This window comes from Staphylococcus nepalensis (genome assembly GCF_014635045.1).
GTDB classification, from domain to species: Bacteria; Bacillota; Bacilli; order Staphylococcales; family Staphylococcaceae; genus Staphylococcus; species Staphylococcus nepalensis.
Genome location: NZ_BMCF01000003.1, coordinates 302,229 through 327,335, shown reverse-complemented (window position 1 = coordinate 327,335; position 25,107 = coordinate 302,229). Strand labels below are relative to the sequence as shown.

General features: G+C 34.6%; 19 protein-coding genes, 1 tRNA gene and 1 other RNA gene. 6 read left to right on the top strand and 15 right to left on the bottom strand.

The window, feature by feature from the left end:
* Positions 1 to 462: 462 nt before the first annotated feature.
* The 11 genes from recR to gltB all read right to left on the bottom strand — a co-directional run bounded on the left by recR (position 463) and on the right by gltB (position 14,976).
* Positions 463 to 1,059, bottom strand: a complete 597-nt coding sequence (gene recR / locus IEU88_RS07100; protein WP_096810976.1) for a recombination mediator RecR — start codon at positions 1,057 to 1,059, stop codon at positions 463 to 465.
* A gap of 4 nt (positions 1,060 to 1,063) precedes the next feature.
* A complete protein-coding gene (locus IEU88_RS07095) occupies positions 1,064 to 1,381 on the bottom strand; it encodes a YbaB/EbfC family nucleoid-associated protein (protein WP_002484224.1) in 318 nt (105 codons plus the stop codon).
* A gap of 87 nt (positions 1,382 to 1,468) precedes the next feature.
* Positions 1,469 to 3,178 (bottom strand): DNA polymerase III subunit gamma/tau, encoded by a 1,710-nt coding sequence (gene dnaX, locus IEU88_RS07090; protein WP_096810977.1) that lies wholly within the window; start codon positions 3,176 to 3,178, stop codon positions 1,469 to 1,471.
* 59 nt (positions 3,179 to 3,237) lie between these two features.
* A complete protein-coding gene (locus tag IEU88_RS07085) occupies positions 3,238 to 3,768 on the bottom strand; it encodes a GNAT family N-acetyltransferase (RefSeq protein ID WP_103372589.1) in 531 nt (176 codons plus the stop codon).
* A 184-nt stretch (positions 3,769 to 3,952) separates the two neighbouring features.
* An RNA gene (gene ffs, locus IEU88_RS07080) (signal recognition particle sRNA large type) lies at positions 3,953 to 4,221 on the bottom strand.
* Between the two features lie 98 nt (positions 4,222 to 4,319).
* Positions 4,320 to 5,048 (bottom strand): trehalose operon repressor, encoded by a 729-nt coding sequence (gene treR / locus IEU88_RS07075; protein WP_096810979.1) that lies wholly within the window; start codon positions 5,046 to 5,048, stop codon positions 4,320 to 4,322.
* A 30-nt stretch (positions 5,049 to 5,078) separates the two neighbouring features.
* Positions 5,079 to 6,713, bottom strand: coding sequence for an alpha,alpha-phosphotrehalase (gene treC / locus IEU88_RS07070; protein WP_103372590.1), 1,635 nt, complete (start codon positions 6,711 to 6,713; stop codon positions 5,079 to 5,081).
* A gap of 317 nt (positions 6,714 to 7,030) precedes the next feature.
* A complete protein-coding gene (gene treP, locus IEU88_RS07065) occupies positions 7,031 to 8,458 on the bottom strand; it encodes a PTS system trehalose-specific EIIBC component (RefSeq protein WP_096810981.1) in 1,428 nt (475 codons plus the stop codon).
* 378 nt (positions 8,459 to 8,836) lie between these two features.
* Positions 8,837 to 8,929: transfer RNA gene (locus IEU88_RS07060), tRNA-Ser, on the bottom strand.
* Positions 8,930 to 8,989: 60 nt separating this feature from the next.
* Positions 8,990 to 10,453 (bottom strand): glutamate synthase subunit beta, encoded by a 1,464-nt coding sequence (locus tag IEU88_RS07055; RefSeq protein WP_103372591.1) that lies wholly within the window; start codon positions 10,451 to 10,453, stop codon positions 8,990 to 8,992.
* A 20-nt stretch (positions 10,454 to 10,473) separates the two neighbouring features.
* Entirely contained in the window at positions 10,474 to 14,976 is a 4,503-nt protein-coding gene (gene gltB / locus IEU88_RS07050) for a glutamate synthase large subunit (protein WP_103372592.1), read from the bottom strand.
* Between the two features lie 141 nt (positions 14,977 to 15,117).
* On the opposite strand from gltB, the gene gltC reads away from it, so the two are divergent.
* The 4 genes from gltC (at position 15,118) to IEU88_RS13755 (ending at position 18,217) form a co-directional block, all read left to right on the top strand.
* On the top strand, positions 15,118 to 16,005 hold the full coding sequence (gene gltC / locus IEU88_RS07045) for a glutamate biosynthesis transcriptional regulator GltC (protein WP_096810984.1): 888 nt from the start codon (positions 15,118 to 15,120) through the stop codon (positions 16,003 to 16,005).
* A gap of 81 nt (positions 16,006 to 16,086) precedes the next feature.
* Complete coding sequence (locus IEU88_RS07040; RefSeq protein ID WP_096810985.1) at positions 16,087 to 17,199, top strand: YibE/F family protein; 1,113 nt, start codon at positions 16,087 to 16,089, stop codon at positions 17,197 to 17,199.
* The gene (locus tag IEU88_RS07035) at positions 17,196 to 17,972 is read left to right on the top strand and encodes a YibE/F family protein (RefSeq protein ID WP_096810986.1); all 777 of its coding nucleotides are present in this window, start codon (positions 17,196 to 17,198) and stop codon (positions 17,970 to 17,972) included. Before IEU88_RS07040 ends, IEU88_RS07035 begins: the two co-directional genes overlap by 4 nt.
* Before the next feature lie 122 nt (positions 17,973 to 18,094).
* Complete coding sequence (locus IEU88_RS13755) at positions 18,095 to 18,217, top strand: hypothetical protein (protein WP_255312547.1); 123 nt, start codon at positions 18,095 to 18,097, stop codon at positions 18,215 to 18,217.
* 246 nt (positions 18,218 to 18,463) lie between these two features.
* Here IEU88_RS13755 and IEU88_RS07030 read toward each other — a convergent pair whose 3' ends face one another.
* Positions 18,464 to 19,084, bottom strand: a complete 621-nt coding sequence (locus tag IEU88_RS07030; RefSeq protein ID WP_103372593.1) for a hypothetical protein — start codon at positions 19,082 to 19,084, stop codon at positions 18,464 to 18,466.
* A gap of 757 nt (positions 19,085 to 19,841) precedes the next feature.
* On the opposite strand from IEU88_RS07030, the gene IEU88_RS07025 reads away from it, so the two are divergent.
* On the top strand, positions 19,842 to 21,323 hold the full coding sequence (locus tag IEU88_RS07025; RefSeq protein ID WP_103373197.1) for a catalase: 1,482 nt from the start codon (positions 19,842 to 19,844) through the stop codon (positions 21,321 to 21,323).
* A gap of 22 nt (positions 21,324 to 21,345) precedes the next feature.
* Positions 21,346 to 21,669 carry a PH domain-containing protein gene (locus IEU88_RS07020; RefSeq protein ID WP_103373205.1) on the top strand — a complete coding sequence of 108 codons (324 nt, stop codon included), beginning with the start codon at positions 21,346 to 21,348 and terminating at the stop codon, positions 21,667 to 21,669.
* Between the two features lie 342 nt (positions 21,670 to 22,011).
* Here the strand turns inward: IEU88_RS07020 and IEU88_RS07015 are convergent, their stop codons facing one another.
* Genes IEU88_RS07015 through IEU88_RS07005 form a run of 3 tightly spaced genes read right to left on the bottom strand, consistent with a single transcriptional unit; the run spans position 22,012 to position 24,672 of the window.
* The gene (locus IEU88_RS07015) at positions 22,012 to 22,926 is read right to left on the bottom strand and encodes an LCP family protein (RefSeq protein WP_103373198.1); all 915 of its coding nucleotides are present in this window, start codon (positions 22,924 to 22,926) and stop codon (positions 22,012 to 22,014) included.
* Positions 22,904 to 23,494 (bottom strand): phosphatase PAP2 family protein, encoded by a 591-nt coding sequence (locus IEU88_RS07010; RefSeq protein ID WP_103373199.1) that lies wholly within the window; start codon positions 23,492 to 23,494, stop codon positions 22,904 to 22,906. The genes IEU88_RS07015 and IEU88_RS07010 overlap by 23 nt, the downstream gene beginning before the upstream one ends.
* Positions 23,491 to 24,672: an FtsW/RodA/SpoVE family cell cycle protein gene (locus IEU88_RS07005; protein WP_103373200.1), complete on the bottom strand. Its 1,182-nt coding sequence runs from the start codon at positions 24,670 to 24,672 to the stop codon at positions 23,491 to 23,493. Before IEU88_RS07005 ends, IEU88_RS07010 begins: the two co-directional genes overlap by 4 nt.
* Between the last annotated feature and the right edge of the window lie 435 nt (positions 24,673 to 25,107).

Here is a 25,107-nt window from a genome sequence, read left to right as displayed (position 1 = left end):
ATTCGGAATTAACGTTGACATATTGCAATTCAGTTTTCAATGTTCATTGTTTCGTTTGTTTCAATCACAAGAATTAATTCTACAGATTTTAACTTAGAAAGTCAATCACTTTTTAAAATTAATTTTCAACTTGTCTTTAAGTTGTTGTTTTGTGTTTGTCGTTTTGTTTCGTCCGACAAGTAAATACTATACACGCTTAATGCACTTTAAACAACAGTAAAATTTACACTTTCCCTCCCAGTCACAAGGAAGTTCACAAAAATAAACATACTTTCAATAGCAAATGATATATATCGTTCGTTATAATATAATTTTTGTCGTTTCATTTATTAAAACAATCAGTTTTAAATTCTATAAACCAAACTTTACTCTTTTTTACGTTTTTTTAATTTTCTTTTAAAAAAAATAAAACCACTTTAAAAAAGCGGTTTTACTTTACTCTAAATATACAGTTAATTTTTGTTACATCTCTGTTCTGCCCATAATCGCTTTAGATAATGTTACTTCATCAGCGTACTCTAAATCCCCACCGACAGAAAGTCCTTGGGCTAACCTAGTTACAGTAATACCTATCGGTTTAACTAATCTCGATATATACATCGCAGTTGATTCACCTTCTAAGTTAGGATTCATCGCTAAAATTAATTCTTTTACTTCATCATTTTTCAAGCGATTGATCAAACTTGGAATATTGATATCTTCTGGTCCTATACCATCCATTGGAGATATCGAACCATGTAAGACATGATATAGACCTTTATATTCACGCATTTTTTCCATAGCGATAACATCTTTATCATCTTCTACTACACAAATAATGGAACGATCGCGCTGTTTATCTTGACAGATATAACATGGATCTTGTTCTGTTATGTGGCCACATTCATTACAATAGGTAAGTTCTCGTTTTACATCCACTAAGGCTTTAGCAAATTGTACGACATCGTCTTCTTTCATATCTAATACATGAAACGCCAGACGTTGAGCTGTCTTGGGCCCAATGCCTGGCAGTTTCATGAAACTGTCGATAAGTTTGGATATTGGTTCTGGATAATGCATACTATCACATACCAGGAATATTTAAGCCTTGTGTATGCTTACCTAAACGTTCTTGTGTAAGTTCATCAGCTTTGTTCATCGCTTCATTTGTAGCAGCGATCACTAAATCTTGTAACATTTCGATATCGTCTGGATCAACTGCTTCTTCTTTAATTTCTACATCAAGCACTTCTTTGTGGCCAGATACCGTTACAGTCACCATACCGCCACCTGCTGTACCTTGTACTTTCTCTTCTTTTAACTTTTCTTGCTCTTCACCCATTTTCTTTTGCATTTTTTGCATTTGTTTCATCATTTGTTGCATATTTCCGCCACCGCGCATATGTTTATCCTCCTTAAAACTTCAATCTCTCTGATTGTAATTAATCTTTTGTTTCATTATACATGCCTTTTAATTCATTGTCATGTCTTACTCTTCATCTATGACGTTCACTGTGTTTTCACCGAATAGGTCTTTAGCTTTTTGGACTACGTCGGCTTCCTCATCTGACTGGGTTGTGGTTGAAGCATTATGTTCTTCGCTCGTACCCTGTTTACGATTCTGAAGGTATTCCGTTCTCACTCTCATCCATTGGTCAGCAGGCACACCGACGACTTTCACTGTTTTCTCAATGATATTACAAACAACATTTTCTATATTCTCACGCTTTTCATCATCTTTATTTACAATTTCACAATGTATTTCTTCCTCGAATTTAATCAACACATGTGTTTCACTTGCTGCTACTGGTTCTGAACTTTGAAGTAAGCTAACTAATGACTTCATATCATTACTTTTAGCATGATCTATAACTTCTTGCCAATGATCTTTTAGTTGTTTGATATCTTCTTTATTGGCTTTATCTAGCACTTTCGCAATTTGTTGCATTGAAAAAGCATTCTTCGATTGAGTCCCTTTGCTAGCTGTTCTTTTAGATTGCGATTTAACATTATTAACTGATACACCTTGGTTTTTTAATGTTTTCAGCTCATTTTCTAGTTGTTCCATACGTTGTAATAATACTTCGTTATTAGGTTCACTAGCCACACTTGTAGTAGCAATAGTTTGAACATTTTCCGATTTATCTTTAATCATCTCAGCTAATTTCACTAATAGGACTTCAAAATGCACACTTTGATTCACACTAAATCTAATTGAAACAAGTGTATCATTAATAACATCAATCATTTTGTAAAGTGTGTCTAAATCAAAATGCATCAACGCATCGTGTTCAGTTTCTATGTTAGATGTCTTATTCATAATTGTATCTCTCACAAAATAAATCATGTCATTAATAAGACGGTTTACTTCTTTACCTTGTGAGATAAATTGATGATAGGTTGAGAAGGCGCTTTTTACATCTCCTTCAACTACCTCTTTAAGTAAGTCATTTAGTGCGCTCGCATCCACACTTCCTGTTACATTCAAAGCATCTTGCAATGTAAGGTGTTCATCACCAAAAGCAATAGCTTGGTCCATGATACTTAGCGCATCCCGCATACCGCCTTCAGAAGCTTTAGCAATAAAATCTAATGCTGATACATCATATTCTATTGTTTGGGAATCTGCTACAAATTTTAATCGTTCTACAATTTCATCATGGCTAATTGCTTTAAAATCAAATCTTTGCGCTCTTGATATGATTGTCGGAGGTATTTTATGTGGTTCAGTCGTCGCAAGTATAAATATTGCATGAGCTGGTGGTTCTTCCAATGTTTTAAGTAAAGCGTTGAAGGCCCCTGTGGTTAACATATGAACTTCATCAATAATATATACTTTAAATTTCGATTCGCTAGGTGCATATTTTACCTTGTCTCTAATATTTCTTATTTCATCAACACCATTGTTACTAGCGGCATCTATTTCAATCACGTCTGAATTCGTTCCACGTGTAATCCCCGTACAAATAGCACATTCATTACAAGGTTCGCCATCCGTATGTTCAAGGCAATTAATCGCTTTAGCGAACACTTTTGCAATACTTGTTTTACCTGTACCTCTTGGCCCACTAAAAATGTACGCATGTGATTGTTTACCTTTTGAAATTGCATTACGCAATGTCTTAGTTACATGTTCCTGACCTACTACATCTTCAAAGCTTTGCGGCCGAAACATTCTATATAAAGCTTGATAATTCACTTTCGCACCTCCAATAGCATTCAATAACTATTATATCATTGTGTTTTACACTTTGAATATTAATTAAATGATTCTGGGTAAACTACATCGCCATTAGGCCGTTCTACAAGTTGATCCCATAGGAATTTAACCATAAAATGCTCTGAAGGCACGCCAAACGGGCTAGCAATATCGTATTTATTTGCTTCTTCATAACCTAGTTTCCCATAATAATTAGGATCCCCCAGTACAATAATAGTAGTATATTCTTGTGCCTTAGCACGTTCTTCTACAGCTTGCACAAGCGCTTTACCGATTCCCTTGTTTTGGTATTCTGGCAATACAGTTAAAGGCGCTAAAGCTAAAGCTGTATAACGCGTTTCATCATTTATGATTTTTATTTCTGAGAGCATTGCATGGCCAATTACATCACCGTCGTCTGTTTTCGCGACAACTTCCAATTCATAATTATATTCAGCTGACTCCCTGATTTTCAGAACTAAATCTTGCTCATCGTGGTTGGAGGCTGCGACATTTCTAAAAGCAGTTTTTATTTCGTCTAAACTTGTATCATAATCATTTTCAGTTAAAGTACTTAAATAAATTTGCATGAGCACTCCCCCGTAAATTACTGAATTTAATCTTCGACAGCACACTTTCAAATTAGGTTTCAACTAATTCCAATTATACACATCAAAGGATTATTATTATTTTAATATAAAAAAAGAGTGACTGCTATCAAAAGATAAGTCACTCCTTATTTATTAGTTAATTGAATTAATTTAAAATTTAAAACCGGCACCTTCGCTTCGACTACGTATCATAAACGTTACCAAAGTCGACAGCTAAATCTCGGCAACCCTACGGCACATACGATAATCCACTTAATGCTGCTTCCGTCAGGACCTGACATGATTCATGGGTTCATATTGCATAGGACCGAAATCTTCAAACACTACGTGCTTTGGGCAGACTTCACAAAAACGTAGCCTTAGCGAAGGAATTCAGTCTCGCGTAAAGCGGATTTCGAGTACAGGGAACCGCTACCTCCCCACCTAGCACGGCAAGATATATCATACTATAATGTGTCGGCTGATTGCAAGTCATACCATCCATTAATTTTAACTTATTTTATTAATGTATATCATAGCCTTACCATTGATCATAAAATTTTATGACGTCTAGAAAAATCATTGAACTTAAATTCAGTTGCTAAATGTTTAGAAATATTATATTGGAATTTCGATGTATCCTTTAAATGCACAATACCTCTCACTGTGGCGGTATACGGGGGTGTTACATCTCCAAATACTTCGTATTCTAAATTTCCAAATGATTCAAAAGTAATCGATTTATTTGAGTAGCTAATTTCTAATTTCAGTATTTGCTCTATATAGTGATATAGCGAATCTTTAGCGATATCTAAAGTGATATCAGGCACAATGTCTTTCACTAAATAATCTTCATCGATAATTTTCACACGGTTATCAAGTTTTCTTGTCCGGATAATATGCCATAATTTTGTACTCGAGCGAAGATTCAATGCTTTTTTTACCTCTGGAAAATCACTAGCAGATACACTTTCCAGTAACCGAACGTCTGTCTCGTGGCTTAGCCCTAACCCACGTTGCACTTCTCTAAAACTTGTTAGATTAGCAAACGGAAACTCTGTGACACCTTGATAAATAACAACAGAACCTTTGCCTCTTATTTTCTGAATCATACCGTCTCTAACGAGTAAATTCAATGCTTTGCGAACTGTTTCACGAGAGGCACTATAATCTATTACCAATTCATTTTCAGAGGGCAATTGAGCACCATATGGCAATTTTGATTCTATGATGTCAGCGCGTAAATTTTCATATATTGAAATAAATTTTTTCTTTGTCATGTGATATCACTCACTGCCTTTTAATCTAAATTATTGTGCGACCACTATCGCACCAAAGCCTTCTATCAATCCATTGACAATAGAACCGTTTTGTAAAACGATTTCTCCTTCAACATCTAAACCCTCAGGTATCACAACTTTGTTTTTTGAAAAATTAGCGATGATTAACCAAGTTTCATTTTTATAATGGCGTTTATAAACAAACAATTTATCATGTGTCATATAAAGCGGTTCAATATCGCCATAAGTGATAATATCGTGTTCATGTCGTAATTGAATTAATTTTCTGTAAGTTTGTAAAATAGATTGGTCATCTTCGATAGCCGCTTCAACATTAATATTTTCATAATTGTCTGGGATATCTATCCATGGTGTGCCAGAAGTAAAGCCAGCATTTTCACCACTTGTCCATTGTACAGGTGTTCTTGAATTATCACGGGACTTTTGTCCTAAAATCGTTAATATTTCATCTTCTGCGTAGCCTTCATTTTTCAATCTTTTATAAGCATTGAGCGTTTCTATATCTCGATACTGATCTATACTATCGAAATGAGGGTCTGTCATACCAATCTCTTCACCCTGATAAATATATGGCGTGCCTTGTAACATGTGCAACGTTATAGCAAGCATTTTCGCACTACTTTTGCGTAACGCTTCCGTCGAATCATCTCCAAACCTTGTTACAACACGAGGTTGGTCATGGTTACACCAAAAAATCGCATTCCATCCGCCACCATTATAGATTCCTGTCTGCCACTCCATCAATATATTTTTTAATTGATGGAAATCTAACTTCGCGTTGGTCCATTTTTCTCCATCTATATAATCCACTTTTAAATGATGAAAGTTAAACACACTACTTAATTCTTGTCGTTCAGGATTTGAATATTTAATACAATTATCAATTGTGGTTGAAGACATTTCTCCAACTGTCATCATATCTTTATCACCAAATGTTTGTCGATTCATTTCATGCAAGTATTCATGTACACGTGGTCCATCCGTGTAAAATTCTTTACCGATTTTTGATGAGTTTTTAAACTCACCCTTAGAAATAACATTGATAACATCGAATCTAAAACCATCCACGCCAAAATCAATCCAATAATTAATCACTTTATAAAGCGCTCGGCGTACTTCTGGGTTATCCCAATTCAAATCTGCCTGTGTTACATCATATAAATGCAAGTAATATTCATCTGTCTTCTCATCATATTCCCAAGCATTACCACCAAATTTAGATTCCCAATTGGTAGGCGGTTGATTATCTGCTGACCTTCTAAAGAAGTAATAATCTCTATAAGGATTTTCTTTGCCGGAATAAGCTTGTTTAAACCATTCATGTTCTGTAGAAGTATGATTAATAACAATATCCATCATTACTTTCAAATCACGTTTATGTGATTCAGCTATCAAAGTTTCTAAATCATCAATCGTACCGAACTGTTCGTTTATTTTATAATAATTGCTAATATCGTAACCATTATCATTCATAGGTGATTCATAAACGGGCGTTAACCAAATATAATCTACACCTAGATATTGTAGATAATCTAATTTTTCAATTATACCACGTAGATCGCCTTCACCATTACCAGTAGTGTCATTGAATGACTTGGGATAAATTTGATAAACTACCGACTTTCTCCAATCATTTACAACCACATAATTACCACCTTTTCTTAATATATTTTTAAAATCAATAGACGAGACAGCAATCTGTGTTTCTTTAAAGATTTTATTGCCTCGCCTTGATAAAAAGACAAGCACTAACGTAAATTATTAAGTTTGTGCAAGAATTACCCGCCTTCTTAAGAACGGCATAAGCCAACACTTACAAATAAGTAAAGTTAATTTAATAAATCAAGAAGCCGCTCTATAAAACGATGTTATAAACTCATTTTCATTTCAGCCTCTACTACAAAGATCATTGATGATTATCGATGCATAGCGTCTTAGTTACCCTTAACGATATAGTTTCTTTATTCTTCCACCATTTCTTTCGCTTCTTCTTTACTAAATTTAGAGAACACGACTGTTAGAATTGCTGGCACAACCATAGCAATAATCGTACAAATACCATACACAAGCCAATAATTGCTTTGAATTGAAATAATGGCTGGCACACCACCTACACCTACTTTACCCAAAACACCGCTTGCACCTATGATGGCGCCTATCACGCTGGAAGTTAAAATTGCTGCTACAAACGGATATTTCAACGGTAAGTTGACACCGAATAATGCTGGCTCAGTAACACCTAAGAAACCTGAAACGCCAGAAGTCATTGCAAGACCTTGTTCTTTGGCCATTTTTCGTTTTTTGTAAACATACCAAGCACCAAACGCTGCTGACCCCTGACAAATGTTAGAGATTGCTAAGATTGGCCATAAATATGTGCCTTCAAGGCTGCTTCCCATCAATTGGAAGTCAACTGCCAAGAACATATGGTGCAATCCAGTAATCACTAACGGTGCATAGAACAAGCCATATATTACACCGCCTAACCAACCTACATGTTCAAAGACAAATGTTACTCCGTTCGTGATACCTGTTCCTAACCATAATGCAATTGGCCCAATAACGATAAATGCTAAGAAGCCAGTAATTAATAAGGCCACAGGCCCAACAACTAACATTTTAATTGAATCATGCACATATTTATTTAAGAATTTCTCAATTTGCGCTAATACATAAGACGCTAATAAAATTGGTAATACTTGGCCTTGGTAATTCAATTGTTTAATTTCTAAACCAAAAATATGCCAAGCCGGAATATCACCCTTACCAATATCATATTGTGAAGCCAACTGTGGGTTCATTAAAATTAACCCTAATACTAAACCAAGTATTTGGCTACCACCAAATACGCGCATACTACTCCAACCAATTAATGCCGGCAAGAAGATAAAAGCAGTATTCGCAATAACATTAATAATATCCGCAATATCACCTAATTGTGGATATTGTGCAACGAGTGGTTGTTTCCCAAATAAATCTTCCATCGTTAACACATTATAAATCCCTAGTAACAAACCAGCTGTTACAATAGCTGGCAAGATTGGAATAAAGATATCTCCCAATAACTTAATCAATCTTTGAATTGGATTCCCCTTTTTGGCAGCTGCAGCTTTCGCGTCATCTTTCGAGGACGCTTCAGCCCCAGTTTCTTCAATAAACTGCTTGTAAACTTCATCTACTGTGCCTGGTCCAATAACAATTTGATATTGATTGTCTGCTTTAAATTGACCCTTAACCAAATCGTTATTATTCAAACGATCTTTGTCAACTTTATCATCATCTTTTAAAACAAGTCGTAAACGCGTTACACAGTGTGTTGCTGTGTCCAAGTTTTCTTTGCCCCCAATAGCTTCGACGATATCTTGAACATCTTTCTTTTTAACAGCCATGATGATTCACTCCCTTAATTTTTCTATGTTATCCAGATTATAACTTGTCTATACAAGTTTTGCAAAGGCTTTCATAAAGAGAGATAAAAAAAGACCGAAGCGAGACCAAATATAGCATTTGATTTACATTCACGACCTTGTATAAATCAACCACCTTTTATTTATTTGTGCTTAACAATATAATCTGCCAAACAATACATTATCTACTATAATTCAACATTTATAGATACGCACCGAACCACATTAAATTAGTTACAAGTTAAACTATTGGAGTTATAGTTATGTTAAAATACCCATTTCAAAACAAAAAAGACAAACAATTCATATACATATGAATGTTTGTCTACTCTATTAATTAGTCTTGGTTTTTAATGATAATGGCGGAGGAAGAGGGATTCGAACCCCCGCGGGCCGTTAAGCCCCTGTCGGTTTTCAAGACCGATCCCTTCAGCCGAACTTGGGTATTCCTCCAAATAAACACATTAATTATAATATTATAGTGTATTGCAAAAGTCAATTATAATTAAAATGTTACACCAACGTTTTTTCCGTTAGGTATCCATCCACCGCATTAGCAACTGCTCTACCCTCTTGGATTGCCCAAACAACAAGACTTTGGCCTCGTCTTGCATCACCTGCCGCAAAAATATTTGATTGATTCGTTTTGAAATTTTTGTTATCTGCGATAATTTTATTTCTTTCAGTTTGGATATTGAAAGCGTGTGGCACTGTAGTTTCCGTGCCAATAAACCCTATGGACAACAATACCAAATCTGCTGGCCAGTGACGTTCTGTACCATCGACAACCACCATGCCTTCATCTGTTTCTTCAAGGATCTGTGTGTAAACGCCGGTCACATTTCCAATTCGATCAACATCATAACGCATTGTTTGTACGCCATATGCACGTGGCTCAAATCCGAAACGCGCCTCGTACTCTTTATGTGCATAATCCATTTTAAATACAGGCATTGCTAATGGCCAGTAACTGTTTTCATCAAATTCTATTGCCTCAGGTTGCTTTGTATACTTATTAAATTGAACAATAGATTTACAATTTTCTCTCAATGCCGTAGCAACACAATCTGCCCCAGTGTCTCCAGCCCCGATGACTATTACATTTTTACCTTCTGCAGAAATAGATGGTTCCTTAATTTCATCGTTTAAGTATTGAGCTTGTTCTGTTAAATAATCCATTGCAAAGTGAATACCGAACCCCATACGTCCTTCTAGAGGTAAATCTCTCGCATTTTGCGAACCGGTACATAAAATAATAGCACCATATTCCTCATTAAGTGTTTCTTTACTAATGTCTACGCCAATTTCTGTATCTGTTTCAAATTGGATACCTGATTCTTCCATCACTTTTATTCTACGACGCACTACATCTTTGTCTAATTTCATATTAGGTATACCATACATAAGTAAGCCACCAGCTTCATGTGCGCGCTCATACACTGTTACGTTATACCCTAATTTATTTAATTCATCAGCAGCAGTTAAACCAGCTGGCCCACTACCCACTATAGCAACTGATTCATCTTTACGATGTTCTGGCGTTGTCGGTTTTACCCAACCATTTTCAAAGGCTTCGTCTATAATAGTTCTTTCAATTCCTTTAATAGCAACTGATTCACGATTGATTTTCATGACACAAGATTGCTCACAAGGTGCTGGACAGACCCGCCCTGTAAATTCCGGAAAATTGTTCGTTTCATTTAACCGCTCGTAGGCCGTTTTGAAATCTTGTCTATAGACAAGGTCATTCCATTCTGGAATGTAATTGCCAATAGGACACCCAATTGTTTCTCTGCCGAAAGGCTCCCCTGTCTGGCAAAATGGTGTCCCGCAATCCATACAACGGGCGCCTTGTTGTGCCGCTTCGTCTTTCGTAAATCTTTGTTGAAACGCACCGTGATGCTTCAAACGATCGACCAAAGATAACTCCTGCAGTTGTTGTTTGTCATAATTCATAAATCCTTTGAATTCACCCATGATAAATCCCCCTTCTAGTATTAATATACAGCAGTCAATTGTTGCTCTGATTCTATATATGTGCGCTTATCATTAAAAGCATTTAATAAAGCTTGATCAAGTTCATCTGAGTTTTGCTTTTGCAAGTCGATTTTTTGCATCATTAGTTTATATTCTTTAGGGATAACTTTAACGACTTTATCTGCGACATGCTCAAAGTCAGCTAGGATTTTTTTCGCTTTTGTGCTATTTGTGTATTGCACATGTCCTTCTAACATAGACTTCAAAACTTCGTATTCTTCTGCTACAGTAATGAAATCAAGATCCAAGCTATCAAGTTGATTTTCTGATTTAAATTTTTCTAAGTCAGATGGAAAAATATAACTCACGCCACCACTCATACCTTGTCCAAAGTTTTTTCCTACATCCCCAAGAACGATGACACGGCCACCAGTCATGTATTCAAGACCATGGTCACCTATGCCTTCAACAACTGCCTGTACACCACTATTTCTAATACAGAAACGCTCGCCTGCTTTACCATTTATAAACGTTTTGCCGTGTGAAGCACCGTAAAAGCAAACATTACCCACGATAATTTCGTCTTCACGTTGCTGGTTTGGTGCTTTAACAATCACTTTACCACCAGATAAACCTTTACCTACGTAATCATTAGCATCTCCTGTGTGATGAATGGTTAAACCATGCGGCGTATATGCACCCAAACTTTGCCCTGCATGCCCCACTGTCTTAGCGTAAATTGAATCTTCAGGCAATCCTTCTTTGCCATGGGCTCTTGTAATGGCGCTACCGGTAATAACACCTACATCACGTTGCTCATTTTTCAATAAGTATTGACCAATAAATGATTGACCATTTTCAATCGCTGTTCGCGCGTCTGGGTACAACGCTGTTAAATCAAATCCTTCATCGAGATGGTGATTTTGTTCGAATTTTTTAAATCTTTCACCTTTATGTTGATATAGCAATGCTTCAACGTTCATCGATGCAGCTTTAGGGCGGCTGCTAGCCAGATTATTTTTACGTGCTAATAAATCCGTTCTACCTACAAGTTCATCTACGGATTTCAAGCCAAGTCCAGCTAAAATCTCTCGTAATTCTTCAGCAACAAAGTGCATAAAATTGACCACGTGATCTGCTCTGCCATTAAATAAAGCTCTTAAATCTTGGTTCTGAGTAGCAATGCCTACAGGGCAAGTATCTTTATGACATACGCGCATCATAATACATCCAAGCACCACTAATGGCGCCGTAGCAAAACCAAATTCTTCTGCGCCTAATGCACATGCGTAAGCAACGTCTTTACCTGTGAGTAACTTCCCGTCTGTTTCTACCGTCACCCTCGATCTAAGACCGTTCATCATTAAGGTTTGATGCGTTTCTGCCAGACCAATTTCCCATGGTACGCCTGCATGTTGAATACTCGTTTTTGGTGAAGCGCCTGTGCCGCCATCATAGCCACTAATAACAATCTTATCCGCGTATGCTTTAGCAACACCTGCTGCAATTGTGCCTACGCCAGTTTTTGAAACAAGTTTCACTGTGATATTGGCATCTTTATTTGCATTTTTTAAATCATGAATTAATTGTGCTAAATCTTCAATTGAATAAATATCATGATGCGGCGGTGGTGATATTAAGCCAATACCTGGCGTTGACCCCCTTACTTCAGCAATCCATGGGTATACTTTAGCACCTGGTAATTGTCCGCCTTCCCCTGGTTTAGCGCCTTGCGCAACTTTAATCTGAATTTCTTTAGCGTGTTGTAAGTAATCGCTCGTCACACCAAAACGACCGGATGCAACTTGTTTGATTGCGCTAGAACGATTACGTCCTTCTTCATCTATAATATAGCGTTCCGGGTTTTCTCCACCTTCACCGCTATTACTTTTACCACCCATTTGATTCATCGCTTCAGCTAATGTTTGGTGTGCCTCTTCCGAAATCGAACCATAACTCATTGCTCCTGTATTAAAACGTTGAACAATAGCGCTTGCAGGCTCGACTTCACTTATATCGATAGCTTCTTGCTTTTTAAATTCCATCAAGTGACGAACGTGATCGGTACGTTTGTGATTAACTTCACGTGAAAATGATTTGAATTTTTCATAATCATTTAAACGACATGCATGTTGCAACAAATGTATAGATGTCGGATTAAAAGTATGATGTTGACCTTGTTTACGCCACTGGAATGTACTTCCTGATTCTATATATTGGCTTGTAGGTGTTTGCCTTGACTTATTTTCCTCATCTATCATATCTATAGATATACCTGAAAGTTTACTTTGTGTGCCCGTGAAATATTTTTCAACAACTTCAGAAGATAAACCTACTGCTTCAAAAATTTGCGCCCCTTGATAACTTTGAACAGTCGAAATACCCATCTTGGCCATAACTTTGATGACACCTTCTGATAATGTATCCGTATAAGTTTGAACATTTTCAGAAATATCCCCTTTTAAACGTTTGTTTTGGACCAACTGCTCAATTGTACGTTGCGCTAAATACGGTACAATTGCGTTTGCACCATATCCTAACAAACAAGCAACATGATGCACTTCTCTCGTTTCACCTGATAATGCTACTATACTCGTACGCATGCGTAATCCTTCTCTAATTAGTAACTGATGAATGTGACTTACCGCTAACAGTATCGGCATCGCATAACCTTCATCTGTATTAACTAAATAACTGTCATCTAACACAATAATTTCTTTACCTTCTTTAACAGCTTGAATTGCTTTATCTCCCAACACATCCAATGCTGTTTCTAAATCATTTTGGTAAACCGTAGATAAATGCGTCACATTAAACCTACTTTGTTCAATGACTTCAAGTTGTGCTTCAGTTAAAACTGGACGCGCTAATTGGATACGATTTAACGCGTTTTCATTAGGCTTCAGCAAATTACCTTCACACCCTAAATAAGATAATTCACTCGTAACTATTTTCTCTCGATACGCATCGATAGGAGGGTTTGTAACTTGTGCAAATAATTGTTTGAAATAATTGAATAATGTTTCGTCTTTTTCGTTTAGAGCAGCGATTGGCACGTCGTACCCCATTGCGCCTATCGGATCTTTCTTATTTTCAACAATTTCTGTCAGATATTTATCCATTTCTTCTTTTGTATAAGCAAACTGTTTTTGTAAACGTGCTAAACTTTCATCGCTCCATTCAGAGTTTTGATATGATACTTTAGATAAACCTAAATCTACTTTAAATTGATGTAGCCAACTGTCATATGGATGTTCATCTGCAATGCGTGCTTTTAATTCATTATTTTCAACCACTTTATTTTGTTTAAAATCAACCAGCAACAACTTTCCCGGGTTCAATTGACCTTTAAATGCAACATTGTCTTCTGGTACATCTACCACACCAACCTCAGATGAGAAGATGATATAATTGTCCTTGGTAATTGTATAACGACCTGGTCTTAAACCATTTCTATCTGTTAATGCTCCTATTTTATCTCCGTTACAAAAAGAAATCATTGTAGGACCGTCCCATGGTTCCATCAAATAACTGTAAAATTCATAAAATGAACGCACGTTAGTATCATTGGTTTTATTGTATAACCAAGGTTCCGGGATCATCAGCATTGCCGCTCTCTCAGGTTCCATAGCTAACGATAAAAATTCTAATGCATTATCTACAATGGCGGAGTCACTACCATCTTCATCAAGTACTTCTTTCACTTTATCTTTATCATTACCAAAGATTGTTTCAATTAAATCGTTTTGTCTTGCTCTCATCCAATTCACATTACCTTTAATGGTATTAATTTCACCGTTATGCATGAGTAATCTGTTAGGATGCGCACGTTTCCAACTCGGAAAAGTATTCGTACTAAAACGCGAATGCACAAGTCCTAACTTTGAAACATACGCATCATGGTTTAAATCTTGATATAATGTTTTAATTTGGTCTGAGCGCAACCATCCTTTATATACAATTGTTCTATGCGATAAACTTGTAAAATATAAATTCAAGCGTTGTTGATCAGCATAATTTTCAATTTGTTTGCGCGCTAAAAATAATGTTCTGTCTATATGTGCAGCATCGTTTAGCGCAATGAATACTTGTTGTATATGCGGCATTGTTTCAACAACGTGTGAGGCAATTGCATTCGTATCTACAGGAACATTTCTATAGCCAAGGACACTTAAACCTTCCGCTTCAAAGTGCGCATTAAATTGTGCTTCATGTTGAGAACCAGCTATCTTCTCATTAGTAAAAAACATGCCCACCGCATATTGACCTTCATCTGGTAAATCGAAATCCACTTTCATTGCAAAGTACTCGTATGGCACTTCTGTCATAATGCCGGCCCCGTCACCAGTAATCCCATCTGAACCAATACCTCCGCGATGATCTAATCTACGTAACATTTCCAATGATTTTTCAACGATATCGTGATTTCTCTGATTATCCATATTGGCATAAAACCCTATACCACATGCATCATGTTCTTCGCGGCTATCATATAGCCCTAATTGCTTACCATATTCGAGCATGGCCCTCACCCCTTTTACGAAAATTCTGAATATTTAATAAGTAAGGTACACTATAAAGTAATCCATTTATCTATTCAATATATAAAATAGATGATATTATTCTAATAATTAGAATGTAATTGAAATGATGGAGTTGGTTATATGGAAATCAAACAATTAAAGTATTTTATAGAAGTCGCGAAAAGAGAACATTTATCTGATGCGGCGCTTGAATTAAATATCGCTCAATCTGCGATTAGCAGACAAATCACACTTTTAGAAAAAGAGCTACAAGTCACATTATTTAATAGAGAAGGGCGCAATATCCATATCACTGAAGAAGGTAAACAATTATTTTCGGAAGCAACAAAAATTATAGATCAACTTGATAACACAGTTCGTTTGTTCCATAACCAATCTGAAACGGACCATTATATTATACGCATTGGTTACGTTGAAAGTTATATTACACAGGTAATCACTTTATTAATGCAATCCTTTGAAAATGAAAGTGAAGCTATAATCCAACCTATTTTAATGGAAGAAGAAGCTATCTTACCTGCCCTACTCACGGACAAAATCGATATTGCTTTTACTGACATGTCTGAGGAACTCAAACAGCACCGTGCCTTAAAAGTTAGTCCCTTATTCGAAGAAAATTTTCATATCTATGTACCTAAAAATGACCCAATTACATTAGCTACTAATCCACCTTTAGTGCAGCTTTCTAATAAATCAATTTATGAATTATATCCATTGCCGCCAAGAATCAAGCAAATCTTAACAAAGACAATCAAATCACCTATACGTACAATCACACACCCTCAAATAGCTCAATATATCTTAACTAAAGAACGTGGATTTATAGTAACGTCGTCTTATCATCTACTAACGAAAAATCCGCAAAAATGGTTGGAAGTGTCATTAGAGCATACAGAATTAAAAAGAACGATTTGCCAAGTATTTCGATTAGATAATCAGAAACATGATTTTCCACTATTATTAGGTATGATTGATAAATTATTAAGCAGAAGCGCAACTTATCATTAATCATATCCATAAAATTTTTGAATTCAAATCTCAAGGAGCGTATAATCGCATTGTCTAAATAGAGAGGACTGAGATACAACAATGTCTGTCAAAACGTTATTAAAACGCCCTTTTGATTGGGTTATATTGTTATTTTTCATCTTGTTTGTAGGCTTATTTATTTTCACCTTTTTCAACGAGACATTTTACGATACACCTGTTGGGCAAATTACAAAAATAGAAAACGAATCTACTACAAATATTACAGATGATAATCATAATAAAGATACAAAATACAACCAAACACTGACGCTTAAAATTTTAAATGGAAAATTCAAAGGTCAAACGACAACAATTTCACATCATTACATAGCCTCACAGGCTGACAGCGAGGCGTTCTCTAAACATAACAAAGTCTTATTGCACATCGATAAACATTTAGACGATGCATACATCACAGAAAAAAAGCGGGATAGTCTAGTTGTGATGATGACCGGTATATTTTTATTAACTGTATTACTTGTTGGTAGAAAGATTGGATTACAATCAATCCTTTCTTTAGTATTCAATACTATTGTAGTGCTATTAGCTATCTATTTGCATAATAAATTTCCTAGTTTAAATTTATTTATGCTGATGAGTATTGGCGTTGTTTTAACTACCATATTTACCTTGTTGTTAGTAACTGGATGGCGATGGCGCACGCTAGTCACAGTAGTCAGCACATTATTAGGCACGTTTGTTTGTGTAGGCGTTACACAGCTCGCCATTAACTTAACTGACGGCGCAGGTTTAAAATTTGAAACGATGAGTTTCTTAACTTTACCACCTAAAGAAGTTTTTCTTGCATCAGTGATGATCGGAACGCTCGGGGCCGTAATGGACGTAGCTATTACAATTGCTAGCGGGATGACGGAAATTTTGCGTAGAACACCCGATATAAGCATGACGCGTTGGGCGTTAGCTGGTCGCAATATTGGCCAAGATATTATGGGCACAATGACCAACATCTTATTATTTTCATATTTATCAGGTAGTTTACCGATGTTTCTTATATATTTAAAAAATGAAAATACAGTCACTTACACTATATCTATGAATTGGTCATTAGAAATTTCCCGGGCAATTACAGGCGGTATCGGTATTGTATTAACTATTCCGATTACTATTTTATTAATGCAATTATGGTTTAAAATGCGAGGTGCTAATCCATGAGCGTTATAACGATCTTAGGGCTGTTACTTTTCATATTAATGGTAATTTTTGGAGGTAAAAAAGGTGTAATATCCTATTTAACATTATTTTTAAACTTTGTTATATTATTAATCACTGTGGTTCTCATTATGCTTGGGGCACCTATTTACCTAGTAACACTGATATTTTGTATTGTGATTGCAGCATGTAACTTATTTGTTTTAAACAGCTACAATATTAAGACCAGAGCAGCATTTTATGCAACAATCCTTACCACTTTATGTTTGATTATCGGTATTTATTTGTCTGTATCCATCGGGCATTTGCAAGGGTTCACAACTGAAGAACAAGATGAGACATATGTCTTTTCCATGAATATTGGGATTGATATGGTAAAATTTATGGTCTTTACCATAGTGCTTGCAGTGATTGCAGCAGTCATCGATTTGGCTATCACTATCAGTTCGCCCATGTATGAATTAAGCGAAACTAATCCCAATTTAACAAAAAAAGAGCTCTTTCAATCTGGCATGCGTGTAGGGAGAGAAATTTTAGCTACTTCAGCAAATACGATTTACCTTGCCTATTTCGGCGGCCAACTCACGTTATTCTTTTGGTTCTTCAAACTTAACTATTCATTTGGCCATATTATTAATTCCAAAATCTTTGCACAAGAATTTATCTCTATCCTTTTAGGCGGGATTGCTGTTGCAATCAGTATACCGATTACTGCTTGGTTAACCGCACTGTTAATTAAACACCAAAAGCCTTTCCGAATAGATGATTCGCGGTAATTTATCGTTAGATACCATTTAAATCAGCGCTCTATATTTGATTTGTATATAGTATCTACTACATGTCATTATAGTGCATATCTCAAACAAAAAATTTCAAAATAGCCAAAGAGGGGGTTATTATGACATCAAATAAAAAGCGTAGAAAAAAATCATCAAAAGAAGCAAAAACAGAATTGGGTGTTACTTTTATACCTGAAATATTTGGTGCATTTATTCGGTTTATTAAAACCCTTTTCACTTAAAACAATGAAATATCTTAAGTATTATACTTTATATATACAGAATAAAGCTGCTGATTCCTAAACCCTATAGGAAATCAGCAGCTTTATTTTAGATTTTCTTATCATAATTGCGCTTTATTCGTTTAATAATCTATTATGATCATTTTATTAAGCAAATTTACTTTATTTATGCATTTTTAATGTCACAATCTTTATTTATGCGTACGTCCTTTTCTATAAAGGTTGCATCTTGATAAAATTAGATATTTAAAGCGTTTTTAATTTTTGATTTAATAATTCAATTTTATTATCTCGTAGCTCTGTATAATATCTTATATCTGCTTCTCTAGTTTCTACAGGAAATATATAATAAACATCTTGGTAAAAATCAATATTTGATTTAGTACGTCTACCTTCTAAAGATATTCTCGAACTACTAGGTTGCGCTAACGTCAATTCATATTTAGGTAACACACTATGATACACATTTACTATTTCCCCATTTTTGATTAAATCTGATGTGTTTATAAATTTGATTTCTATATGGTTTTCATTCGCTAAACTTCTAGTTAGAAGTGCTAACATAATATCACAAAACATAATAGTCATAACCCCTTTATTTTCAAATGAAGAGATGACTTCTAGTTTCTCAATACAAATCTTTTCAGTCTCTCCAAAATGAGCAAATCTAGATTTAAATGCGTCTTTATCGCCTTTTTCGTATCGAGTAATGACACTTGTGGAAATATAGTCTAATGACGTATCTTTCAAATAATAATACGCCCTCCCATAGTCTATCAATCCATGATATGTAAAAGGTTTCGTTTCTTCATAAATACTTTCACAAATAATATTAAATGGACTGATATTGTTTATCTGTATATTCATAAATTAACCTCCCATTAAATTGTTGCTCCTCATAATAGACGGACACCACGATGACGTTATTGGTATACATAGAAAAACACCCCACATCAAATGTGAAGTGCCGAAGTTGATAGCTATTTTTCAACTTTAAGATATGATTTTAATAAAAATGGATTGATTCTACGATTTCTAGTCATGCTAACTATTGACGAATTAAGCTCGCACAAAGCATAACCCACGCACACATTGCAGCTGATACTATTACTAAAATACCTTCAACTATGGTACCCTTTTTACCTTGTACATAACTTACACGTATGGTTTCGGAAAGCAATCAACACGCTGTGCTGTTTTTTTGAATAAACCAAAATGAGGATAACAACTAAATTTTTTTAAATTCAGATAAATATAGCACGATTGGATTTAAGCTATGCATTAGCTAATTAATCCATCTAATACTTTAAAACATTTTAATGCTACGGCTTATACATTCATAAAAATCATTTCCTTAATATGACAATGTCATTTTTAATCTATTTAACAATCAATATCTAACCATATCAGAGTTACATATTTAAATAAACATAATTGTTTTATTAAAAATGAATTAAATTAAGTATAATTTTCACTTATCGTTTTAAATTATCAATTAGAATTATTTGTTCATTATTTATACACACATTTTAACGTTTTTACTGCTATAATAAATTAGAATAATTATCAAAAAGTAATTATTACAATAGTATTCACATCTATTGAGAGGAGATATAGATATAAAATGAAACAAAAATTAACAGGGCTGTTTGGAGCGCCCGTAACAGATAGAGAAAACAGTATGACAGCAGGCCCAAGAGGTCCTTTATTAATGCAAGATATTTATTTTCTTGAACAAATGGCTCATTTCGATAGAGAGGTCATACCTGAACGCCGCATGCATGCGAAAGGGTCAGGCGCATTCGGAACATTTACAGTAACAAATGATATTACAAAGTATACTTGCGCAAGTATCTTTGCTGAAGTTGGTAAACAAACTGAAATGTTCGCCAGATTTTCAACTGTAGCTGGAGAACGTGGTGCAGGTGATGCAGAACGTGATATCAGAGGATTTGCTTTAAAATTCTATACAGACGAAGGCAATTGGGATTTAGTTGGTAATAATACACCAGTATTTTTCTTCCGAGATCCTAAATTATTCCCTAGCTTAAATCACGTTGTAAAACGTAATCCAAAAACAAATATGAAAGATCCACAAGCACAATGGGATTTCTGGACTTTATTACCAGAAGCATTGCACCAAATTACAATCTTAATGACAGATCGTGGTATCCCTAAAGGCTTTAGAAATATGCATGGTTTTGGTTCTCATACATATTCTATGTACAACGATAAAGGCGAACGTTTTTGGGTTAAGTTCCATCATAGAACACAACAAGGTATAGAGAACTATTCTGCAGAAGAAGCCGAACAAGTGATGGCTAAAGATAGAGATTCTTCTCAAAGAGATTTATTTAATAATATTGAACAAGCCAATTTCCCTAAATGGAAAATGTACATCCAAGTGATGACAGAAGAACAAGCCCGTAACCATAAAGACAATCCTTTTGATTTAACTAAAGTTTGGTATAAAGATGAATATCCATTAATTGAAGTTGGTGAATTCGAATTAAATCGAAATCCTGAAAACTATTTCCAAGATGTTGAACAAGCTGCATTCGCACCAACAAATATCGTCCCAGGTTTAGATTTCTCACCAGACAAAATGTTACAAGGCCGACTATTTTCATATGGAGATACTCAGAGATACCGTTTAGGTGTTAACCATTGGCAAATTCCAGTTAATCAACCTAAAGGCGTCGGTATAGAAAACATATGTCCATTTAGTAGAGATGGTCAAATGCGTATCTTAGATAATAATCAGGGCGCTAGTACACATTATTATCCAAATAGTAATGGTGCATTTGAAGATCAACCACAATACAAAAAACCAGCTTTAGATATCCAAGGACAAGCATATGAATATGACTTCCGTGAAGATGATGATAATTATTTTGAACAACCTGGTAAATTATTCCGTCTATTGTCATCTGAAGAACAACAAACATTATTTAAAAATACTGCAAATGAAATGAGACCCGTTACCGACGCATTGAAACACCGTCATATTAGACATTGCTATAAAGCCGATCCAGCATATGGTCAAGGTGTAGCCGAAGCTATGGGCATTGATATTAATGAAGTGGACTTAGATGTCGCGGACTAATATAAAAGGAAAAGGTGATTATATGATATTAGATAACGTAAACCCAGAAGATTTATTTCCAACTGAGAAAAAAGGACCTGCCATTTTAGGGAAAATGGAATACCCTATCAACGGTATTGTAAAAACATATGATGCTGCTTATATTGCAACAAATGAACGTCTTATCTTAAATGTAGATATGGATGGCCAATTTTATTATAGAAATATCCGTTATGATGAAATAGAAAATGTTCAATTAGATGATGATACGCTAACAATGCGTTTTAGTATTGGTACTTTTCCTATTAAAAATTTAAATAAGCTTGATGCAGAAAAATTTATAAACTATATTAATGCATCGTCATAACGGATATACCTTTTGTATGCGCAAACGGACACTACGCAGTTAAGTAAACAATATATAAAATGGTTAGTGCGGCTTGTTTCCGTCTGTATTAATATCATCATATAGATTTTATAATATACTGGCGATGCCCAGATGACGAATATGACCGAAAAATTATAATTTAGAAATACACACCCGGTCAAACATATTTATCCAAAACCAAAAGATTTTCAAAATAAAAATAGCCCTTCATTCAAAAATGAAAGGCTATTTTATTTTAACATTTGTATTTTTCTTGAATATGAATGGCATATAAATTCTATTATTGCCATAATGTAAAAATACGTGCTCACGTATCATAATTTATTTTAAGTTGCTTTTATATTCATTCACTTTATCAGTCATATCTGCTTGGTCTGGTTCAAAATACCAAACGCCATCCGATTCTATTAAATTTTCACCATCAATAGACATTTTATCCATCGATTGCACCGCCTCTTTATAACCTGAATATAACGATTTCAGGTCTGCCACATTAAGGTTTGTTTTCACATTTTTTTCACTCACCTTAAGTATTTTATTTAGTTTAAATATGCTTGAAGATTCACGAGCAGATTGAGCTAATGCGTCAATTACTTGTCGTTGTCTTGCTGTGCGGCCTTCATCGCCACCAGCACCTTCTTCTTTACGACTTCTTACATAATTTAACGCTGAATCACCACTTAAATTCTCTTTTTTGCCTTCTTTAAAACTCGAGCCATTATAATTAAAAGTGGCATTACTCGTGACATTCACTCCATCAAAGATATCAATCATTTTTTTAAATCCATCCATATCGACAGTGACATAACTATCTATTGGTACATCAAGATTTTGTCTAATTGTGTCCATGGCTACTTTAGGACCTCCATAAGCGTATGCATGTGCAATTTTCTCATTACCTTCCACGCCTGGGATATCACTACTCATGTCTCTAGGTATAGAAATCAATTTTGTTTCTTTCTTTTCAGGATTGATAGATGCGATGAGTAGTGTATCTGTACGCTGACCCATATTGTCTGCTTCACGCTCTACATCTGAATCAACGCCGAATATCGCGATAGAAATTGGCTTCTTTGCTTTTATTTTCTCTTGGGTTGCTTTCGATTCTTTTCCAGTATTCTGTGGGTCATGTATAGATTGGTTTAAATGGATCAATTTATAAGTAAAATATCCTAAAACGATTAATACAAGGACCAATATGATAATTAATACCTTACCTTTTCTTGTTAGTTTCATATTGTCCCCCCCTTTCCTCTGCTAGTTTCAAACTCATTATCATTATTGTGATTATAATTAAACTGCCTAATGTGTCTGAAAAATAATGTGCATTAACATAAATTCTCGACCCCATCATCGTTACGATTAATACAATGCCAATACTTTTAAACCAGTTATTTTTCGTAATAAAAATAATTAAGCTGACTAATAAGCTCACGCTTAGTACATGCATACTCGGAAAACTATAACCATCAAATTGCAAAGAGGGTCTTGACCGTCCAACTGTATACTTCAATATTGTTCCAATAAAAAAAACGGAAAAGCTCCAAAAACCATATAGCATAAATTGCTTTTTATTTATAAAAAAGCGGAAAGCCAGAATAATTAACACAAATAATAAACAATTGAACGGAGAAAAAATATGAGCTATAACGTTCAGTGTTTGTGCAATTGAATCATTCGATAAATATTGTTTTAAAAAGTGATGCACGTAAACATCTATATTGAACATAAATCCGTTTGCTATTGATAATATAAGCAGAATAAGCCCCGAATATAATAATATTGAGACATATATTTTATTCATTTGTAACGCTCCTCTTTTTTAATTTCTCTAATAACGGCTAACATGCTACCTAAAGCGATACTAACGCTCAACATAGACGACCCTCCATAGCTTAATAATGGTAAGGTGATACCCGTTAGCGGTATTAATCCTGAAACGCCACCCATATTAATAAATATTTGCATAAATAGATAACTAACCACGCCGATACATATCAGTTTATAAAAGTGATTATTCGTTCTATTAGCGTATATAAAACCTTTAAATATAATGTAACCATACATACATAATATGAGTAGTACGCCAACAAGACCTAATTCTTCAGAAATAACTGTGAAAATAAAATCTGTATGCGGCTCTGGTAAGTAACCTAATTTTAGAATTCCATTACCTAATCCACGTCCAAAAATACCGCCATTGCTAATAGATACAAGTGCATTGGTCAGTTGATACCCATCACCATTTTCATATTTGAATGGGTCTAAAACTACTTTGATGCGTTTCATTCTATATAAATTTTTAGAATCAAAAACCAATGTATAAAATATGTATATGAGTGTTGGTATAGATGTAACAGCTAATATTTGAATTTTGATTTTATTTTTTATATCAGAATACATTAATATCGAAGCGATAATTGCAACACTTAGTAACGTGCCGCCTAAATCACCTTGCATGAGTACAAGTACTAAACCGACACCTAGAATACCTAGTGGGGGAACTAAGTTTTTAATTTTATAATCTCGTTTGTTTGTTAACCGTTTATCCAAAATAAATGCAAGATAAAAAATAGCTACTAATTTCAAAAATTCTGAAGACTGAACACTAAATAATCCTAAGTTAATCCAATTCCTTGAGCCATTCACATCTTTACCAATTAAAAGCGTTAGGAAAAGTAATACGATTGTACTTAGAACTAAAAACTTTTGGGTGTTTGCTTTTTTTAATGCGTTAATATTAAAATACAGACTGATAAACAGCATTAAAATAAATCCCACAATAGCAAAAATATATTGTCTTTTCATAAAAAAGTTAGCCTCTATCGATGCTCCACCAGTCAAAGACCCCTTTGAAGCCGAAACCATACTTGCACTATAAACCATGATGACACCAATAATACTTAAAATTATAAAACAACATAAAATGCCTAAGTCCAAATATTTAAAACGCGCTTTAAATCTCTTTATTATTTTTAACATTAACTTAACCCTTTCTTAAAATTACATTTACAATTCTGACATGTTTTAGCCTATATGACAATATTTTTTAGGTTTACCTAAATCTAAAAAGTTAATGTTTTAAATTCAAATTACATATATAACCATTGCTGATTGTCTGTTAAAAAATATACATAGACTTATTACCTTATGTTTTTACTAATATTTAAAAAATACATTATTGTGAGACATCGAACCAAGCATCCTAAAATTAATGAAATCCTTTGAATATTAAGTAAATAAAATTTTTTGAATATACAATAAATGTTAAAATGTTTTAAATTTAACCAGTTATGAGCGCTTCGTCGTTTCACAAAAAGTTATATTGTGAGTGGATTTAACATTGAAGGTTGTTATATAGAAAAGTTAATTCACTCAGCTACTTAATTAAATATAGAAAAACGGATGATTTTACGT

Bases quoted from the DNA above. Each gene is read 5' to 3' on its own strand.
- treP (WP_096810981.1), bottom strand. From the start codon at position 8,458: ATGGCTGTTAAAAAGAAAGATGTTCAAGATATCGTCGAAGCTATTGGG.
- IEU88_RS07020 (WP_103373205.1), top strand. From the start codon at position 21,346: ATGATATTAGATAACGTAAACCCAGAAGATTTATTTCCAACTGAGAAA.
- gltB (WP_103372592.1), bottom strand. From the start codon at position 14,976: ATGCTCGAATATGGTAAGCAATTAGGGCTATATGATAGCCGCGAAGAA.
- IEU88_RS07015 (WP_103373198.1), bottom strand. From the start codon at position 22,926: ATGAAACTAACAAGAAAAGGTAAGGTATTAATTATCATATTGGTCCTT.
- treR (WP_096810979.1), bottom strand. From the start codon at position 5,048: ATGACAAAGAAAAAATTTATTTCAATATATGAAAATTTACGCGCTGAC.
- IEU88_RS07025 (WP_103373197.1), top strand. From the start codon at position 19,842: ATGAAACAAAAATTAACAGGGCTGTTTGGAGCGCCCGTAACAGATAGA.
- IEU88_RS07010 (WP_103373199.1), bottom strand. From the start codon at position 23,494: ATGAATAAAATATATGTCTCAATATTATTATATTCGGGGCTTATTCTG.
- IEU88_RS07005 (WP_103373200.1), bottom strand. From the start codon at position 24,672: ATGTTAAAAATAATAAAGAGATTTAAAGCGCGTTTTAAATATTTGGAC.
- IEU88_RS07030 (WP_103372593.1), bottom strand. From the start codon at position 19,084: ATGAATATACAGATAAACAATATCAGTCCATTTAATATTATTTGTGAA.
- IEU88_RS07040 (WP_096810985.1), top strand. From the start codon at position 16,087: ATGTCTGTCAAAACGTTATTAAAACGCCCTTTTGATTGGGTTATATTG.
- gltC (WP_096810984.1), top strand. From the start codon at position 15,118: ATGGAAATCAAACAATTAAAGTATTTTATAGAAGTCGCGAAAAGAGAA.
- IEU88_RS07055 (WP_103372591.1), bottom strand. From the start codon at position 10,453: ATGGGTGAATTCAAAGGATTTATGAATTATGACAAACAACAACTGCAG.
- recR (WP_096810976.1), bottom strand. From the start codon at position 1,059: ATGCATTATCCAGAACCAATATCCAAACTTATCGACAGTTTCATGAAA.
- IEU88_RS07085 (WP_103372589.1), bottom strand. From the start codon at position 3,768: ATGCAAATTTATTTAAGTACTTTAACTGAAAATGATTATGATACAAGT.
- IEU88_RS13755 (WP_255312547.1), top strand. From the start codon at position 18,095: ATGACATCAAATAAAAAGCGTAGAAAAAAATCATCAAAAGAAGCAAAA.
- IEU88_RS07035 (WP_096810986.1), top strand. From the start codon at position 17,196: ATGAGCGTTATAACGATCTTAGGGCTGTTACTTTTCATATTAATGGTA.
- IEU88_RS07095 (WP_002484224.1), bottom strand. From the start codon at position 1,381: ATGCGCGGTGGCGGAAATATGCAACAAATGATGAAACAAATGCAAAAA.